This window comes from Rhizobium sp. RCC_161_2 (genome assembly GCF_041355235.1).
GTDB lineage: Bacteria > Pseudomonadota > Alphaproteobacteria > Rhizobiales > Rhizobiaceae > Rhizobium.
This window is the reverse complement of sequence record NZ_JBFUPL010000007.1, coordinates 355,984-371,540: the sequence shown is the minus strand read 5'-3', so window position 1 is coordinate 371,540 and position 15,557 is coordinate 355,984. Positions and strand designations below refer to the sequence as shown.

Below are 15,557 nucleotides of genomic sequence, written 5' to 3'. Positions count from 1 at the left end.
TCAATTCCACGGCTGTTGGTCGGCAGCAAGGGCGCGATAACCGCCCATTCCTCGTCGGTCAATTCATGACGGCGCATGGCAATCTCCTTTTCTGGAGATTGAATCACACACCAGCACCAACATGAACCCCGTTATGGGGACACGGCCTAGGAGAACGCTATCCTGCCGCGCGAAGCTGGACTTCGCCCTTGTTCAGGAAGAGCGTCTTGTCGAACAGAGCCAGATCCAGCGGATTGGGCAAGCGGACATCCTCCAGATCGGGATAGGCCTTCGCTGATGCTTCATAGGACCGGTCGATCTGCGAGATGAAGACGATGATCAAGCCTTTCACACGCGCAAAAGCTTTCAACGCCCGGACTTGAACCATCAATTCCGGTTTCTGCCGGTTCTGGTCGAGTATCTGCAGATAGTCGACGACCACCAGCGTCCCCTTGGGCACTGACGCCAGCCGCTCCATGATATAGTCGGCGCTGATCGCATCGGAGGTGTCGAATTCGAACAGATCCCTGAAATGTGCGAACTCCGCGCCGATCGCCTTAAACCGATCCTGAATATCCCGTTCGGTATATTCCAGCGTAAAGAAGATGCCGCGATTACCGGACTTCATCGCTTCGACGGCAAGCCTGAGGCTCATCAAGGTCTTGCCGTGGCGCGGACGGGCGCCGAGAAGCACCAGGTCGCCGAGCTTCAGCCGCGAAAATATCTCGCCGGCGGGCGTGGTCTCATCCGCACGGGCTGCGAGCAGGCTCCAACTATTAAATCCCTCCTCGACGGCAATTCGGTCAAGCGCCTCGTGCAGCGGGATATTCTCCTGGCGCGACAACAGCCGCGCCCTGCGTTTCAGTCGATATAGCGGGGCGGAAAGCCTCATCTCAAAAACCTCCTATTGCGAGCCGCGATCGCAATCCCTCCTCATGCTTGGCACTCGAACAGTCGGTCGATGATTGATCAGCCCCGCATGAAGACTACTTTCCCGATTGGAGGGGGGAGGCATGGGCCTTGCCTGGAACGGAACATAGTCCGATTCGTGCCCAAGGAAAATCACTTGCCTCAGGCGCGGCGACGGTTTCTCAAAACGCAAAAGGCCGGGCAAGATGCCCGGCCTTTGCCTTGGGAGGTACCGGATTATCCGGTTGGCTTATTGCGTGTCCATATGTTGCTGCGGGCGCCAGCGGGTGATGCGGTTTTCGATCAGCGTCATCACATATTCGGCGCCGAGCGTCACCAGCATCACCAGGATGATCGCGGCATAGAGGCCGGCGGCATCATAGGTGCCCTTGGCGATCGAGATCAGGTAGCCGATGCCGGCCAGCGAGCCGACGAATTCGCCGACGATCGCACCGATAATCGCGAACGAAAACGAGATGTGCAGGCTGGCGAAGATCCAGCTCATTGCCGACGGCAGGATGACGTTGCGGGTGACCTGCCAGTTCGACGCGCCGAGGATGCGGGCATTGGCGATCATGTTGCGGTCAGCCTCGCGCACCCCCTGGAAGGCGTTGGCGAAGACGACGAAGAACACCATGATGAAGGCCAGAGCGACCTTGGAAGCGAGGCCGAGGCCCATGATCATCACGAAGATCGGCGCAAGTACGACGCGCGGGATCGAGTTGATCGCCTTGATGTAGATCGACAGGATGTCGGAGGCCAGCTTGTTGCGGCCGAGCGCGACACCGACAAGAACGCCGGTGACCGAGCCGATGACGAAGCCAATCAGCGCTTCTTCCATGGTGACGCCAAGATGATACCAGAGCGAACCGCTCTCGGTGCCCTCGGTGATCCATTCGTAAAGCCTGAAGCCGATCCCGGTCGGGCTGGAATAGAAGAACGGGTCGATCCAGTGCAGGTCCGAGGCAAGCTGCCACAGGCCGAGGATCGCCAGGAGGATCGCGATCTGCCAGAAGACGACGACGTATTTGCGCCGCGTGATCGCCTTCAGTGCCGCCGCTTCGATTTCCGCGTCCGAGGTGCCGGCGCGGAAGATCGGGGCATTGCCTGCTTCAAGAGCTGTGTTTGCCATGGTCAATCCTCCCCTTATGCCGCTTCGGCGGCGCGGCGATAGCTGGTCTCGACCTCCTGGCGAAGGTCCTCCCAGATCGTCTTGCAATAATCGATGAAGTTCTGTTCGTAGCGGATCTCCGAGACGATGCGCGGGCGCGGCAGATCGATCGTGTAGACCGACTTCACCGTCGCCGGACCTGCCGTCAGCACATAGACCTTGTCGGCCAGCGCCACGGCCTCTTCGAGGTCGTGCGTCACGAAGACCACCGAAGCCTGCCGTTCGGCCCAGAGCTTCAAAAGCTCTTCATGCATCACCGTGCGGGTCTGCACGTCGAGCGCCGAGAAGGGCTCGTCCATCAGCAGGATTTCCGGCTCGTTGATGAAGGTCTGCGCCAACGAGACGCGTTTGCGCATGCCGCCGGAGAGTTGATGCGGATAGTGATGCAGGAATTTCGTGAGGCCGACGCGGGCGAGCCAGTCCTTGGCGCTCTTCTCGGCCTCGGCCTTCGACTTGCCGCGGAACAGCGGGCCGGACATGACGTTCTCGATGACGTTCTTCCAGGGGAAGAGCGCATCCGTCTGGAAGGCGAAGCCGACGCGCGGATCGATGCCGCTGACCGGGCCGCCCATCAGGCGGACCTCGCCGGCGCTCGGCTTGGCAAGACCGGTGACAAGGTTGAGCGTCGTCGACTTGCCGCAGCCGGTTGGCCCTACGACGGCGACGAATTCGCCGCGCTCGACGGTCATATTGAAATCGCGCAGCGCCGTCAGCGACTTGCCGGTCGGTGACACGAAACGGCGGCTGACATTGATGAGCTCGATCGCCGGTGTCCGGCGTCCATCCTGTTGCATGGTGCTGATCCTGACGCGTGCCTTTGGGCATGCACGCAAAGCCCGAAATCGATGACCGCCTCCGGTCGCAGCCGGAGGCGGTGCGGTGGAATGCTTACTTCACGTTCTTGACGAATTCCGTCGTGTAGGTCTTCGACAGGTCGATCGTCTTGCCCTTGACGTTCTTGGAGAACTGCGAGAGCACGGCGAGAACCGTCTTCGGACCATCTTCCGGCATCACGCCGTCCGGTGTGAACATTTCCTTGCCGGCGTCGAGAGCCTTGATGTAGCCGTCCTTGTCGCCGACGTAGAAATCCTTCGGCATCTTGTCGGCAATCTCGGCAGCGGAATGCGTGTTGATGAAGCGCAGCGTCTTCACAAAGGCGTTGGCGAGCTTCTGCACGTCTTCCTTATGACCATCGACCCAGGCCGCGTCCATGTAGAGCGAGGCTGCCGGATAGGTGCCGCCAAGCGCTTCTTCGGTGCCCTTGAGCGTGCGCAGATCGACGAGAATCTTGGCTTCGCCGGTCTTCAGCAGGCGCGAAATCGTCGGCTCGGTGGTCATGCCCACCTGGATGGCATCCTGCTGCATGGCGGCAATGAAGGTCTGGCCCGCGCCGACCGGAACCGGCGTGATGTCAGCCGGCGACAGGCCGGCCTTCGACGCCATGTAAAGCGTCAGGAAGTTGGTGGACGAGCCGAGGCCGGTGACGCCGGCGCGCTTGCCCTTCAGATCGGCAAAGGACTTGATGTCCGGATACTTGGCCGAGACCAGCTCGACTTCGCCGGGCGCCTGGCTGAACTGCACGACGGATTCAATGAACTTGCCCTTGGCCTGAAGGTCGACACAGTGGTCGTAGAAGCCGACGACGCCCTGGACGGCACCGGCAAGCAGCTGGTTTTCGGCGTCGACGCCGGCGGATTCGTTCAGAAGCTCGACCTCGAGGCCTTCATCCTTGAAGTAGCCGAGGGATTCGGCGAGCTTGGCCGGCAGATAGATCTGCTTTTCGTAGCCGCCCACCATGATCGAGATCTTGTCGGCGGCATGCGCCGCTGTCGCGCCAAGGGAAGCGGCCGTCATGACGAGGGAAAGGGCTACGGTATGAAAAAGCGTGCGCGATGAACGCATGGGTATCTCCTCCTGTTAGATGCCTGCGTCCTGTTATAATCGCACGGCATGCGCTTCCTCCACGAAGCCGCCCAAACCTAGCGCGGGTAACCTTTCAGTCAGCTTTCAGTGAAAAATCCCGCAAGAGGATACTCCCGATTTTATTTTGCCGCCGCCCCGCCAGAATTCCAACGAAAACTCGTCATACGTCATACCCTTGGCAAAACGCTCTTGGCGCCTATGTAAAATAGCCGTCGCCACGAAAAGGACGAAATATGAAAGCAATAGCCGCAGCGCTCATTCTGTCGACGGTCGCCTCCGTCGGCCCGGCTCAGGCTATTTCCCGCTATGATTCACTTCGCCAGAGCTGTGCATCCGTGCAGCAGATCGTTTCGAGAGAGAGGGCGGTATTGCTGCGCTATCGCTCGAGAAGCGGCAATCTCATCCTCTACGACCGCTACGTTGTGGACGACGGCCAGTGCGGTACGGGCAACTATGCGGCGCGCACGAGCGTGCCGACCAAGGATAACCCAATGTGCCCCGTTTACAATTGCAGATCGTCTTCCGTCTTCAATCCACATTGATGCCACGCTTTTTTCCTACCGCTGCTCAAACGGTCGATAACGGACAAATCTTCGCCATCAAGGACTTTTAGTTGAATTTCGCCACCATTTAATACACACTGAACGGGCAGACTGGGGCATGTTCCTTGCCTTCCCCCGGGCATCTGCAAGGTGCGTCCGCTGGGTCCCCGTTCACATGAGGAGATTACACAGTGAGTGCAAAAGTACCAAATCCGATTGACGCCTATGTCGGTTCACGCGTGCGCATGCGCCGACTTATGCTCGGCATGAGCCAGGAACGGCTTGCCGATCAGATCGGCGTCACGTTTCAGCAGGTACAGAAATACGAAAAAGGCACCAATCGCATTGGCGCCAGCCGGCTGCAAGCGATTGCAAGCGTGCTGGCCGTGCCGGTCGCCTTCTTCTTCCAGCAAGACAACACGCAACCATTGGCGACGGACGGTCTCGGCGCCATCAGCGGCCTTGAGGATCTCTCCGACTTCCTGACATCCAAGGAAGGACTGAGTCTCAACAAAGCCTTCATGAAAATCAACGATCCGAGCGTTCGCCAATCCGTGCTGATGCTCATCAAGTCGCTGGCCAACACCTCCGAGCCGCCACTTGTGCGTGCACCGCCGGCAGCCGAGATTCCGTTCGGCCTGCGGAACTGATTGCCGCGCCTCACCCACCCCCAACGGTGAGGCAAGGATCACGATTGCGAAATACGCAATCGGAAACGACACTGGAGCGCCCTGTATCCGCCTCTACGCGCAAGGATCGCTCCAGTTTCTCTATCTAGACCACCTTGTCTGCTTGCGGGTTCTTCCACCTGAAAGCAGGATACGCTAGTGATTGCGATAGAATTGCGGTCATCGTAATGTAGTAATGTAAGGTCATAGATCGAGAATGACACCCCGTGATCGCCGACGATGAAGGCGATTGCAGGCGATACGGCGTGGCGCGTGCGATGCCGGGACGTTTTGGGTGCAGTTGGGGATGCATGAATTTCAGGCTACTGACATTCGGAGACCTGCGTCTGGTCGACGCAACAGGTTCAACGGTTCCTTTTCCAGAAAAAGGCCTGCTGTCGGCCTGCTTCCTGCTGACGGGCTCCTCGCCGCACAAATCCCGCACGGAACTTGCAGAATTCCTCTGGGGCGACATTCCCCTGGACAAGGCGCTTGCCAATCTGCGGCAGACGCTATCGCGCGTCAAAAATCGTCAAGACGAGCTCGGGATCGAGCTGCTGCTGATCGAGCAGCCCTCGGTGAGCGCGAATATCGGCGCCTTCACCAGCGATCTCACCCTCCTGGGCGCCGTCTCGCAAAGCCCTCCCCATGCGGCGCTGGAAGAGCTGCTGCAACTGGGCCGCTGGGATTTTCTCGCTCGCACCGAGGTCATCGGCGGTCAGGCACGCATGTGGCTGCGCACACAACGCGACCGGATCAGGACGCAGATACTGACGACGCTCCGCGACGCCATCGCCACCACGAGCGAGGGTGCCGAAACCACCATCGTCAAGGAAGCTGCGTTGCGGCTGTTCGAAACCTATCCCGATGATGAAGCCGTCTACCAGATCCTCGGGCAGACCTATGCCGGAGAGCCCCAGCTCGAAAACGCCCGCAATGTTTTCGAGAACCGCCGGAAATATCGCTGGGGCGAACTACTGGTCGATCCCGACCCGCAGACGCTCGGGGTAGCGCGGCGGCTGTTCGAACGCCAGCGCGGCATTGCGGCGCAACCCCGACAGGAGGCAAGACCTCGGGTGGAAGCCGCCCCGCCGGCACCACAGGGACCGCCGAGGCTTACATTGCTGCCGCCCGTGAATCTCGCCAGAAACCACCAGAGCGCCGTCTTTCTCTCCTCAGCGCTGCTGGAGGACATTACCGTCGGCCTTTGCGTGCTGAAGACCGTGACGATGGTGGCGCATTACACCGCAGAAAAGATAGCGCTCGATCTCGACCGGGGTGCGACGCTGGAAAGGCATGGCATCAATTACGTACTGGATACCAGGCTCAGCTTCGACGGCAACGCCTACTGGCTCTTCACGCAACTGATCTACGCCGGCAATGACGAAGTCATCTGGGCGGAACGCTTCAGCATGGAAGCCCGGGATTTGCCGCGCCAGCACCGCGAAATCGCACAGCGCATCGTGGCATCCGTCGCCAGCTACATCGAACGCAACGAATTTTCCCGCGACTATTTCGAGCGCAACCCGGAAGTCTACCATCACTATCTGCTCGGCCAGCGCCATCTGAAGCATCTCGGGCTGCCGGATATTCGTCGCGCTCGCAAAGAATTTCAGACCGCCCTGAAGGAAAACCCCTATTTCTCTCCGGCGCTGAGCGGCGTAGCGCGCACCTATCATCTTGAATGGCTCGTGACGGCGCAGGGCGATACAGGATTGCTGAAACGTGCCGAGGAAGAGGCCGGAAAGGCGATTGCCACCGGCCAGGACATCGTTGGCGGTTACCATCAATTCGGCGTCGCCAAGCTCTATCAGGGAGCCTTCGATGAAAGCATCGAAGCATTCGAACTCGCCGAGGTCATCAGTCCGCATTATGCCGACGTCATCGCCGACTATGCCGATACGTTGCAGCATGCCTCGCAACCACGTGAGGCCCTGGAAAAGGTCGAACGCGCCATCAAGCTCAACCCGCTAAGCCCGGATCTCTATTTGTGGACCGCAGCCGGGGCGAACTACTCCCTGGAACGCTACGAGGAAGCCAACGCCTATATTGCACGCATGGCCGACCCTTCCCAGGCTGCCCGACTTGCCGCCGCAAGTGCCGCCATGTCGGGCGACATGCGCAAGGCCAAGACTTTGGTACGAAAAGTTAAGGAAACCTATCCAGATTTTGATATTGATACTTGGCTCTCTATTGTTCCTTTCCGAGAACAATGGCAGAAAGACTTATATCGTGAAGGGCTCAAGCGGGCCGGATTTTAAATTATGCCACATTAGAGCTGCGCATGGATTTTCCGAAATTCGACCCGGGTTTCAGAGCACATGCACGAACAGGGAAAGAGATTGAAGATGGCAAACTTTGTAGTTTTTGGCATTCCTGGTGATTCCCAACTTTATCTTGCCGATATCGGCGCAGGCACCATATCTCCGCTCAATGTCCCGGCGGGCAGCGATCTCGGCGCGGCCGATCAATTGCGCAACGCTGGCGCGACCATAATCAAGGGCGTCAATCTGGCTATCACCGTCGGTAGCGCCGCCAGCGCGGGTTCCGGCAGAATGGATGACGCCGCCGCCAGCGGCCGGATGGACGACAGTGTACCAAGCGGCCGGATGGATTAAAGAGCCGACACCCACGTGACAACAAACGCAGCGCCGTTGGCTTCCCTCCTACCGGAACTCCTCAACAAGGATTCCGGCGAGGCGTTACCCATAGTAGCTGCCGCTCTTTATTCGGACCGAAGCTGCTCTGCCGAAGAAACGTTCCAGCGCATAGAGCCCTGCCTCGCGATCCACGGCATCACCCGCCTCGGCCGCCTGACGGGGCTCGACAAGATCGGAATTCCCGTCTGGCAGGCGGTCAGCCCGAACGCCCGTTCGATCGTCATCAACAATGGCAAGGGCATCACCGATCTCGATGCGAAGGTCTCCGCTGCCATGGAGGCGCTGGAACGGACTGTCGCCGGCGCACCTGCCCTCGCAACCATCACCACCAGCCGCCGCCAACTTCTGGCCGACGGGCACCACGCCGATCCGCTGCCCTCGCTCATTGCCAAGGCGCAAGCCGATATCGCCGATGACGAGGAGATCGCCTGGGCGGAAGGCTATGATCTCATTGCCGGCAGATCCGCCTGGATCCCTTTCGACGCCGCAACACTCGACCGCACCATCCGCAATCCACGCTTCTGGCAATCTTCCGACGGCCTCGCCTCTGGCAACACTCTTACCGAGGCCACCCTGCACGGTCTGCTTGAACGCATCGAGCGCGATGCCGAGGTGCTCTGGGAAATTTCCGAGTCGAAGCCGCGCATGGCTGCCTGCATCGATCCGGCCTCCTTCGCCGATCCGGTGCTGGACGGGTTGACAGCCAAGATTACGTCTGCGGACCTGACGCTGCGGCTCTTTGATGTCTCCAGCGATATCGGCATACCCGTTGTCGTCGCCCTTCTCGGCCCGTCGGAAATCACCCAGGCAAGAAGCATCCGCTACCTCGATGTGACGATCGGCAGTGGCGCCCATCCGGCACCGGTGCGGGCGGCGATACGCGCCGTCACGGAAGCCGCGCAATCGCGCCTGACCTTCATCAGCGGCGCCCGCGACGATATACGGCCCGAAAATTTTACCCGCGAATTGCCGGAAAGTATTCGCCGTTGCTTCGATGCTACCCCGAGGACGGCAACACCACCGAATGCAGCCTTGCCGGAAGGAGCCGAGGGGCTGTTGCAGCTGACGATCGACCGTTTACGGCGGGCGGGCATCAACTCGGCGATCGCGGTTTCGCTCGCCGACCCCTCGCTTCCCTTTGCCGTCGCCAAGCTTGTTGTGCCGCAGCTGGAAAATCCGGCCGGAGATCGCAAGCGCCGCTTCGGCTACCGCGCCATCTCGAAGACGTTGCAACTGCTATGAAGATCCTGTTTGTCGGCCCGACGCTTCCCGATGTTACCGAGATCACCGATCCCAGCATTATGCTGCGTCCGCCGGCGCAAAAGGGGGATATCGTCAAAGCGCTGGAAGACGGCGCCAACGCCATCGGTCTGATCGACGGATTTTTCGAAAATGTCGCGCCGGTGTGGCACAAGGAAATCCTGTTTGCCCTGTCGAAAGGCGTCCGCGTCTACGGTGCTGCCAGCATGGGAGCGCTGCGTGCCGCCGAATGTGCCGCCTTCGGCATGGTCGGCATCGGCCGCATCTTCGAGGCCTATGCCTGCGGAGCGCTGGCCGATGATGCCGCCGTGGCACAGATCCATGCGCCTGCCGAACTCGGATACCGCGCACTCAGCGAGCCGTTGGTCAACGTACTGGCGACGCTGCGGGCACTCACTGAGACCGGCGCAATCGGCGAAGACGAACGTGCGGCGCTACAGGCATGCGCCGAGACCATGTTCTTCAAATCACTTACCTATCGCTCGATGGCAGAGGCCGCCGATCTGCCGTACCCCGCCCGACGGCAGGCAATTGCAGATCTCCTACGCACCAACGCGGTCAATCAGAAGCGCATCGATGCGCTGCAACTTTTGCAGGTTCTCGCCGACTGCCCCGACGAACGACAACAACCATCGCGCGACTGGACCTTCCGGGCCAATAGTTTGTGGCATTCCGCCTTTCAGCATCTTGAAATTGCATTGTAATTTCCCTTCGCAATCCCGCCTCGTGTCACGCTGTATGTCACGCGCCAAGGCCCGAGACATAGGCTAGGGTCTCCTCATGTTCCTGACGACGAGTTTCGCGTTCGCTGGGAACAGGGGGCAAAAGGGGCGTAAAATGACGGCAGTACTTCCGATTGAAGCAGCGAGCCAGGATTCTGACTCGCTGAAGGAACTGGCATCTATTGCACGACTGATCACCTATGCGCGCCAAAGCGCCAAGAGCCTGGAAGCAGAATTCCCGGTCTGGTGCCTGGATCTCGCACTCGGTGCCGTATTGCAGGAAATGTATGCAAACGGCCTGCAAATGCCGCTCTTCGAGGAGGGCATGGACAAGGTGAACAGAGCCGTCGCGCACTAAGCGCGACTTCTTGACTTTTCTGTCTTTGGGGGCGGAGACAATGCCGGCATGGTCCTGAACCTTGCCGGCATTGATATTTTACACACCGAAGGCGGAGCTTGTTAGTTGCTCCGATGCGGCTGAACACCCGCGACAAAGATCGCGATGCATTGCCGCAAGTGCCGCAGGCGGGTCTGGCGGTCCGGCCAGTCGTTCGTCCTCCCGGGAAGCGTGATCATCGCGCCGAAGATCATATTCATCAGCATGCGCGCGCCGCTCTCGGCATCGGCAATTTCGATCAGGCCACGTTGCTGTTGCAGATTGAGCCAGTCGGCCAGCATTTGCCGCGTCTGCGCACCTCCCTGCGCGCGCAACAGCGCCGCCATCTCGGGAAACTGCTGCGCTTCACTCATGACGAGATGGATGAATGCCTCGCGGTCACGCTCGGCCGCCTCATCGATATCGATCATGAAAATCTGCTCGAGCGCCTCGGTGAGCGGCAGATTCTCCTCGGGATCGCGCGGCAGGGCCAGCATCGAGGTCCGATGCTCGGCGATAATCGCCATGAAAAGCTCTGTCTTGCTTGAAAACAACCGATAGAGGGTCTGCTTCGAGATTCTGCACCGCGCGGCGACCAGGTCCATGGTCGTGCCGCCATAGCCAAGCGCATGAAATGTCGCGCAGGCGGCGCTGAGGATCTCCGCGCGCCTCGCATCGTCGCTTACGGTTTTCGGGCGGCCGCGTGGGCGGCGAGCAGCGACCTGATCCGCATCTCTTCCCCTTGCTTCCGTCCGCACTTGCATCTTGACCTTAAGAGCCGAATGAGATTGACATTTATCGCGGTACAAATATTTTTGTACTAGATCGTACTGTAAATAAGGCAACAGGAAATAGCAACGTGGGAAAGCTCGTCTCTTCTACCCCTGCATCTGCACGTTCGGCGCAAATCAGGCATTTTTCCGCCGCCCGGACATCGCTCCTCGTCGCAGGGGTCGCCGCCACGATGCTGCTTGCCGGCTGCAATGAACAGAAGGCTGCGCAGGGCAACGCCCCGGCCATCAAGACTGAAGTCAGCGCCATGACGCTGCATCCGCAATCGGTGGCGATCACCGCCGAACTGCCCGGCCGCACCAGCGCCTATCTGGTCGCCGAAGTCAGGCCGCAGGTCGGCGGCATCATTCGCAACCGCAATTTCAAGGAAGGCAGCGAGGTCGCCGCCGGCGACGTGCTCTACGAAATCGATCCGGCCTCCTATCAAGCCTCCTATGACAGCGCCGTTGCCTCCTTGCAGAAGGCGCAGGGCGCCGTGCCGAGCGCCCAGTCGAAAGTGGATCGCTACAAGAGCCTGACGGCGCAGGACGCCGTCAGCAAGCAAAATCTGGATGATGCGGTCGCTACCCTGGCGCAGGCAAACGCCGATGTGGCATCCGCCAAGGCCGCCCTGGAAACCGCCCGCATCAACCTCGACTACACCAAGATGCGCGCCCCGATCGGCGGTCGTGTCGACGCCTCGGCAGTGACCGTCGGTGCGCTCGTCACCGCCGACCAGACGACGGCGCTCACCACCATCCGCCAGCTCGACCCGATCAATGTCGACGTCACGCAGTCGAGCACGAACCTGCTCGAATTCCGCCGCGCCATCGCCGACGGCCGGTTGAAGACCAGCGGCGACAATGTATCCGTCCATCTGACACTGGAAGACGGTTCCCAATACAAGGAAACCGGCAAGCTCGAATTTGCGGAAGCCGCGGTCGCTGAAACCGTCGGCACCATCACCGTGCGCGCCGTTTTCCCCAATCCGGACCGCATATTGCTGCCCGGCATGTATGTGCGCGCCACCATCCAGGAAGGCGTCGCCGAAAACAGCTTCCTCGTGCCGCAGCGCGCCGTCACCCGCAACACCAAGGGCGAGCCGATAGCGATGTTCGTGACCGCCGAGAACAAGGTGCAGCAGCGGGTGTTGAAGGTACAGCGGAGCATCGGCAATAGCTGGCTGGTGAACGAAGGCATGACAGATGGCGATCGCGTGATCGTCGAAGGCAGCCAGCGCGTGCGCGACGGCCAGGATGTCAACGCCAGCCCCGTGACCATCGATGACGCGACCGGCGAGGTGAAGCAGGCTGCCGCCGACAGCAAGCCCGCCGAACAGGCCGAGCTGGAAAAGACCGATACCAAAGCCGCCTCCGGCGCCCAGAAGTGAGGTAAGCGATGTCGCGTTTTTTCATCGACCGGCCGATCTTTGCCTGGGTCATCGCCATCGTCATCATGCTTGCGGGCGCACTGTCGATCCTGACGCTGTCGATCTCGCAATATCCGCAGATTGCCCCGACCACGGTGAGCATCAGCGCCACCTATTCCGGCGCCGATGCCGCAACCGTCGAAAACTCGGTGACCAAGGTCATCGAGCAGGGCATGACCGGCATCGACAATCTCGACTATATGACGTCGACCTCGACCTCGACGGGATCGGCTTCGATCTCGCTGACCTTCACCAACAAGGCCGATCCCGACGTTGCACAGATGCAGGTGCAGAACAAGCTGCAGCTGGTCACCGCGCAGTTGCCGCAAACGGTGCAGTCGACAGGTATCGTCGTTTCCAAGTCGACCTCGAACTTCCTGATGGTCGTCGGCTTCGTCTCAACCGACGGCAAGCTTAATTCAAACGACCTTGCAGACTATGTGTCCAGCACGCTCAACGACACGCTGAAGCGTATCGAAGGCGTCGGCAACACCCAGATCTTCGGCGCCGGCTATGCCATGCGCGTCTGGGTCAATCCAGACAAGCTCGCCAAATACCAGCTGATGGTCAGCGACGTCACCACGGCGATCGAGGCGCAGAACTCGCAGGTCTCGGCCGGTCAGCTTGGTGCATTGCCGCAGCGCAAGGGCCAGCAACTGAACGCTACGGTCACGGCCAAGAGCCGCCTGCAGACGCCGGAGCAGTTCAATAACATTATTCTCAAGAGCCTGCCCGATGGCTCGCTGGTACGCCTCAACGATGTCGCGACCGTCGAGCTTGGCGCCTCGTCCTACACCACCTCGAGCACCTATAACGGCCACCCCTCGGCCGGTCTCGCCGTCATGCTCGCCTCCGGCGCCAACGCCATCAATACGGCCGAGGCCGTACGATCGACCATCGAAAGCGTCAAGCAGACGCTGCCGCCGAATGTCGAGATCGTCTATCCCTACGACACGACGCCCTTCGTCAAGCTGTCGATCGAGGACGTGGTCAAGACGCTGTTCGAAGCCATCGTGCTCGTCTTCATCGTCATGTTCGTCTTCCTGCAGAACATCCGTGCCACCTTGATCCCAACACTTGCCGTCCCGGTCGTGCTGCTCGGCACCTTCGGCGTGCTGTCGCTGTTCGGCTATTCGATCAATACCCTCACCATGTTCGGTATGGTCTTGGCGATCGGCCTGCTCGTGGACGACGCGATCGTCGTCGTCGAAAACGTCGAGCGCGTGATGGAGGAAGAGGGACTATCGCCGCGTGAGGCGACGATCAAGTCGATGCAGGAAATCACCGGCGCCCTGATCGGCATTGCCACAGTGCTGTCGGCCGTGTTCATCCCGATGGCTTTTTTCTCCGGCTCCGTCGGTGTCATCTACCGCCAGTTCTCGGTGACCATCGTCTCGGCGATGATCCTGTCGGTCATTGTCGCCCTCATCCTGACGCCCGCACTCTGCGCCACCATCCTGAAGACGCCAGAGCATGGCTCCAAGCAGCGCGGCGCCTTCGGCTGGTTCAACCGCAATTTCGAGCGCGCGACGCTTCGCTATCAGAGCGGCATTCACGGCATGATCCGCCGCTCCGCCGTCTTCCTCGTGATCTTCGTGTTGATCGGCGTCGGCGTCGGCGTTCTGTTCAACCGCCTCCCAAGCTCGTTCCTGCCGGACGAGGATCAGGGCATTCTCTTGACCGCGATTCAGCTTCCGCCTGGTGCTGCGGAATCCCGAACAAAGGCCGTGCTCGACCAGGTGCGCAACTATTATCTCAACAACGAGAAGGACTATGTCGAGGGCGCCTTCGCCGTTGCCGGCTTCGGCTTCAGCGGCCAGGGTCAGAATGTCGGTATCGTTTTCGTCCGGCTGAAGGATTTTGCGCTGCGTAAGACCCCCCAGGCGAAGGCGCAGGCGATCGCCGGCCGCGCCATGGGTGCCTTCTCGAAGATCAAGGACGGCAGCGTCTTTGCGCTCGCACCGCCCGCTATTCCCGGTTTCGGCAGTTCGAGCGGTTTCGACTTCTTCATCAAGGACATCAATGGCGCCGGCCATGCCAGCCTGATCGCCGCCCGCAACCAGTTGCTCGGTGCTGCGGCCAAGAGCTCGAAGCTGTTCGGAACACGCCCGAACGGCCAAGAAGACACGCCACAATACTCGGTCAATATCGATCAGGAGAAGGCGAGCGCGCTCAATATCAGCCTGGCGGATATCGACTCCACGCTGTCGACTGCCTGGGGCGGCACCTATGTCAACGACTTCATCGATCGCGGCCGCGTCAAGCCTGTCTACGTCCAGGCCTACCAGGATTTCCGCATGCAGCCGGAGGATTTCGGCCGCTGGTACGTGCGCAATTCCGGCGGCGACATGGTGCCCTTCTCGGCCTTCTCCAGCGGCGAATGGACCTATGGTTCGCCGCGTCTGGAGCGCTATAACGGTTCGTCGGCCGTCGAAATCCAGGGTGCCGCCGCGCCCGGCGTCTCCTCCGGCGATGCCATGAACGAGATCGATCAGATCATGGCGACCCTGCCGCCCGGCTTCAGCCATGAATGGACCAGCCTGTCGGCCCAGGAAAAGCTCTCCGGCAACCAGGCAAGCCAGCTCTACGCCATCTCCATCCTTGTCGTCTTCCTGGCACTGGCCGCTCTCTACGAAAGCTGGTCGATCCCGCTTGCCGTCATGCTGTCGGTGCCGATCGGCATCTTCGGCGCGCTGCTGGCCGCCACCATCTTCGGCCAGTCGAACGACGTCTATTTCAAGGTTGGTCTGCTGACGACGATAGGGCTTGCAGCCAAGAACGCCATCCTGATCGTCGAATTCGCCATCGAGCAGCAGAACAGCGGCAAGAACTTGATCGACGCGACGCTGGAAGCATCCCGCCAGCGCCTGCGGCCGATCCTGATGACCTCGCTTGCCTTCATCCTCGGCGTCATGCCGCTGGCGATCGCCAATGGTGCGGGCTCCGGCAGCCAGAACTCGATCGGCATCGGCGTCATGGGCGGCATGATCTCGGCGACCGTCCTCGGCGTCTTCTTCATCCCGCTGCTCTTCGTCTCCGTCCGACGCGTCTTCAAGGGCAAGGTGCAAGGGACGGCAACACCGGCGCCAGCCAGCCCGGATGCGGTGCATTGATGGACTATCGCCCGCTCTCTTACACATGAGAGCG

At 60.4% G+C, this 15,557-nt stretch carries 14 protein-coding genes; 9 read left to right on the top strand and 5 right to left on the bottom strand.

All coding sequences use genetic code 11. From position 1 onward, the window contains the following. Positions 1 to 157: 157 nt before the first annotated feature. The 4 genes from AB6803_RS20070 to AB6803_RS20055 form a co-directional block, all read right to left on the bottom strand. On the bottom strand, positions 158 to 871 hold the full coding sequence (locus AB6803_RS20070; RefSeq protein ID WP_371110526.1) for a DNA helicase: 714 nt from the start codon (positions 869 to 871) through the stop codon (positions 158 to 160). Positions 872 to 1,138: 267 nt separating this feature from the next. After that, a complete protein-coding gene (locus tag AB6803_RS20065) occupies positions 1,139 to 2,020 on the bottom strand; it encodes an ABC transporter permease (RefSeq protein WP_371110525.1) in 882 nt (293 codons plus the stop codon). A 14-nt stretch (positions 2,021 to 2,034) separates the two neighbouring features. Further along, on the bottom strand, positions 2,035 to 2,853 hold the full coding sequence (locus AB6803_RS20060; RefSeq protein ID WP_371110524.1) for an ABC transporter ATP-binding protein: 819 nt from the start codon (positions 2,851 to 2,853) through the stop codon (positions 2,035 to 2,037). A 94-nt stretch (positions 2,854 to 2,947) separates the two neighbouring features. Beyond that, on the bottom strand, positions 2,948 to 3,961 hold the full coding sequence (locus AB6803_RS20055) for an ABC transporter substrate-binding protein (RefSeq protein ID WP_371110523.1): 1,014 nt from the start codon (positions 3,959 to 3,961) through the stop codon (positions 2,948 to 2,950). A 254-nt stretch (positions 3,962 to 4,215) separates the two neighbouring features. Here AB6803_RS20055 and AB6803_RS20050 point away from each other — a divergent pair, with 254 nt between their 5' ends. The 7 genes from AB6803_RS20050 to AB6803_RS20020 all read left to right on the top strand — a co-directional run bounded on the left by AB6803_RS20050 (position 4,216) and on the right by AB6803_RS20020 (position 10,192). Beyond that, positions 4,216 to 4,524, top strand: coding sequence for a hypothetical protein (locus AB6803_RS20050; protein ID WP_371110522.1), 309 nt, complete (start codon positions 4,216 to 4,218; stop codon positions 4,522 to 4,524). A 191-nt stretch (positions 4,525 to 4,715) separates the two neighbouring features. After that, on the top strand, positions 4,716 to 5,174 hold the full coding sequence (locus AB6803_RS20045; protein WP_371110521.1) for a helix-turn-helix domain-containing protein: 459 nt from the start codon (positions 4,716 to 4,718) through the stop codon (positions 5,172 to 5,174). 329 nt (positions 5,175 to 5,503) lie between these two features. Further along, complete coding sequence (locus AB6803_RS20040; protein ID WP_371110520.1) at positions 5,504 to 7,453, top strand: DNA-binding protein; 1,950 nt, start codon at positions 5,504 to 5,506, stop codon at positions 7,451 to 7,453. Positions 7,454 to 7,540: 87 nt separating this feature from the next. After that, positions 7,541 to 7,810, top strand: a complete 270-nt coding sequence (locus tag AB6803_RS20035; RefSeq protein ID WP_371110519.1) for a hypothetical protein — start codon at positions 7,541 to 7,543, stop codon at positions 7,808 to 7,810. Positions 7,811 to 7,900: 90 nt separating this feature from the next. Next, on the top strand, positions 7,901 to 9,094 hold the full coding sequence (locus tag AB6803_RS20030; RefSeq protein ID WP_371110544.1) for a YcaO-like family protein: 1,194 nt from the start codon (positions 7,901 to 7,903) through the stop codon (positions 9,092 to 9,094). Then, positions 9,091 to 9,816 carry a TfuA-like protein gene (locus AB6803_RS20025; protein ID WP_371110518.1) on the top strand — a complete coding sequence of 242 codons (726 nt, stop codon included), beginning with the start codon at positions 9,091 to 9,093 and terminating at the stop codon, positions 9,814 to 9,816. The genes AB6803_RS20030 and AB6803_RS20025 overlap by 4 nt, the downstream gene beginning before the upstream one ends. Positions 9,817 to 9,949: 133 nt before the next feature. Continuing rightward, the gene (locus AB6803_RS20020; protein ID WP_371110517.1) at positions 9,950 to 10,192 is read left to right on the top strand and encodes a hypothetical protein; all 243 of its coding nucleotides are present in this window, start codon (positions 9,950 to 9,952) and stop codon (positions 10,190 to 10,192) included. Between the two features lie 101 nt (positions 10,193 to 10,293). On the opposite strand, the gene AB6803_RS20015 is transcribed toward AB6803_RS20020, so the two are convergent. After that, positions 10,294 to 10,974, bottom strand: a complete 681-nt coding sequence (locus AB6803_RS20015; protein WP_371110516.1) for a TetR/AcrR family transcriptional regulator — start codon at positions 10,972 to 10,974, stop codon at positions 10,294 to 10,296. 95 nt (positions 10,975 to 11,069) lie between these two features. Here AB6803_RS20015 and AB6803_RS20010 point away from each other — a divergent pair, with 95 nt between their 5' ends. Next, positions 11,070 to 12,371, top strand: a complete 1,302-nt coding sequence (locus AB6803_RS20010; RefSeq protein ID WP_371110515.1) for an efflux RND transporter periplasmic adaptor subunit — start codon at positions 11,070 to 11,072, stop codon at positions 12,369 to 12,371. 8 nt (positions 12,372 to 12,379) lie between these two features. Beyond that, a complete protein-coding gene (locus AB6803_RS20005; protein WP_371110514.1) occupies positions 12,380 to 15,523 on the top strand; it encodes an efflux RND transporter permease subunit in 3,144 nt (1,047 codons plus the stop codon). Positions 15,524 to 15,557 lie beyond the last annotated feature (34 nt).

What these genes read in the sequence shown, in the direction of transcription:
- AB6803_RS20070 (WP_371110526.1), bottom strand. Translation starts at nt 871, where the DNA reads ATGAGGCTTTCCGCCCCGCTATATCGACTGAAACGCAGGGCGCGGCTG.
- AB6803_RS20060 (WP_371110524.1), bottom strand. Translation starts at nt 2,853, where the DNA reads ATGCAACAGGATGGACGCCGGACACCGGCGATCGAGCTCATCAATGTC.
- AB6803_RS20015 (WP_371110516.1), bottom strand. Translation starts at nt 10,974, where the DNA reads ATGCAAGTGCGGACGGAAGCAAGGGGAAGAGATGCGGATCAGGTCGCT.
- AB6803_RS20050 (WP_371110522.1), top strand. Translation starts at nt 4,216, where the DNA reads ATGAAAGCAATAGCCGCAGCGCTCATTCTGTCGACGGTCGCCTCCGTC.
- AB6803_RS20020 (WP_371110517.1), top strand. Translation starts at nt 9,950, where the DNA reads ATGACGGCAGTACTTCCGATTGAAGCAGCGAGCCAGGATTCTGACTCG.
- AB6803_RS20040 (WP_371110520.1), top strand. Translation starts at nt 5,504, where the DNA reads ATGAATTTCAGGCTACTGACATTCGGAGACCTGCGTCTGGTCGACGCA.
- AB6803_RS20025 (WP_371110518.1), top strand. Translation starts at nt 9,091, where the DNA reads ATGAAGATCCTGTTTGTCGGCCCGACGCTTCCCGATGTTACCGAGATC.
- AB6803_RS20035 (WP_371110519.1), top strand. Translation starts at nt 7,541, where the DNA reads ATGGCAAACTTTGTAGTTTTTGGCATTCCTGGTGATTCCCAACTTTAT.
- AB6803_RS20065 (WP_371110525.1), bottom strand. Translation starts at nt 2,020, where the DNA reads ATGGCAAACACAGCTCTTGAAGCAGGCAATGCCCCGATCTTCCGCGCC.
- AB6803_RS20005 (WP_371110514.1), top strand. Translation starts at nt 12,380, where the DNA reads ATGTCGCGTTTTTTCATCGACCGGCCGATCTTTGCCTGGGTCATCGCC.
- AB6803_RS20055 (WP_371110523.1), bottom strand. Translation starts at nt 3,961, where the DNA reads ATGCGTTCATCGCGCACGCTTTTTCATACCGTAGCCCTTTCCCTCGTC.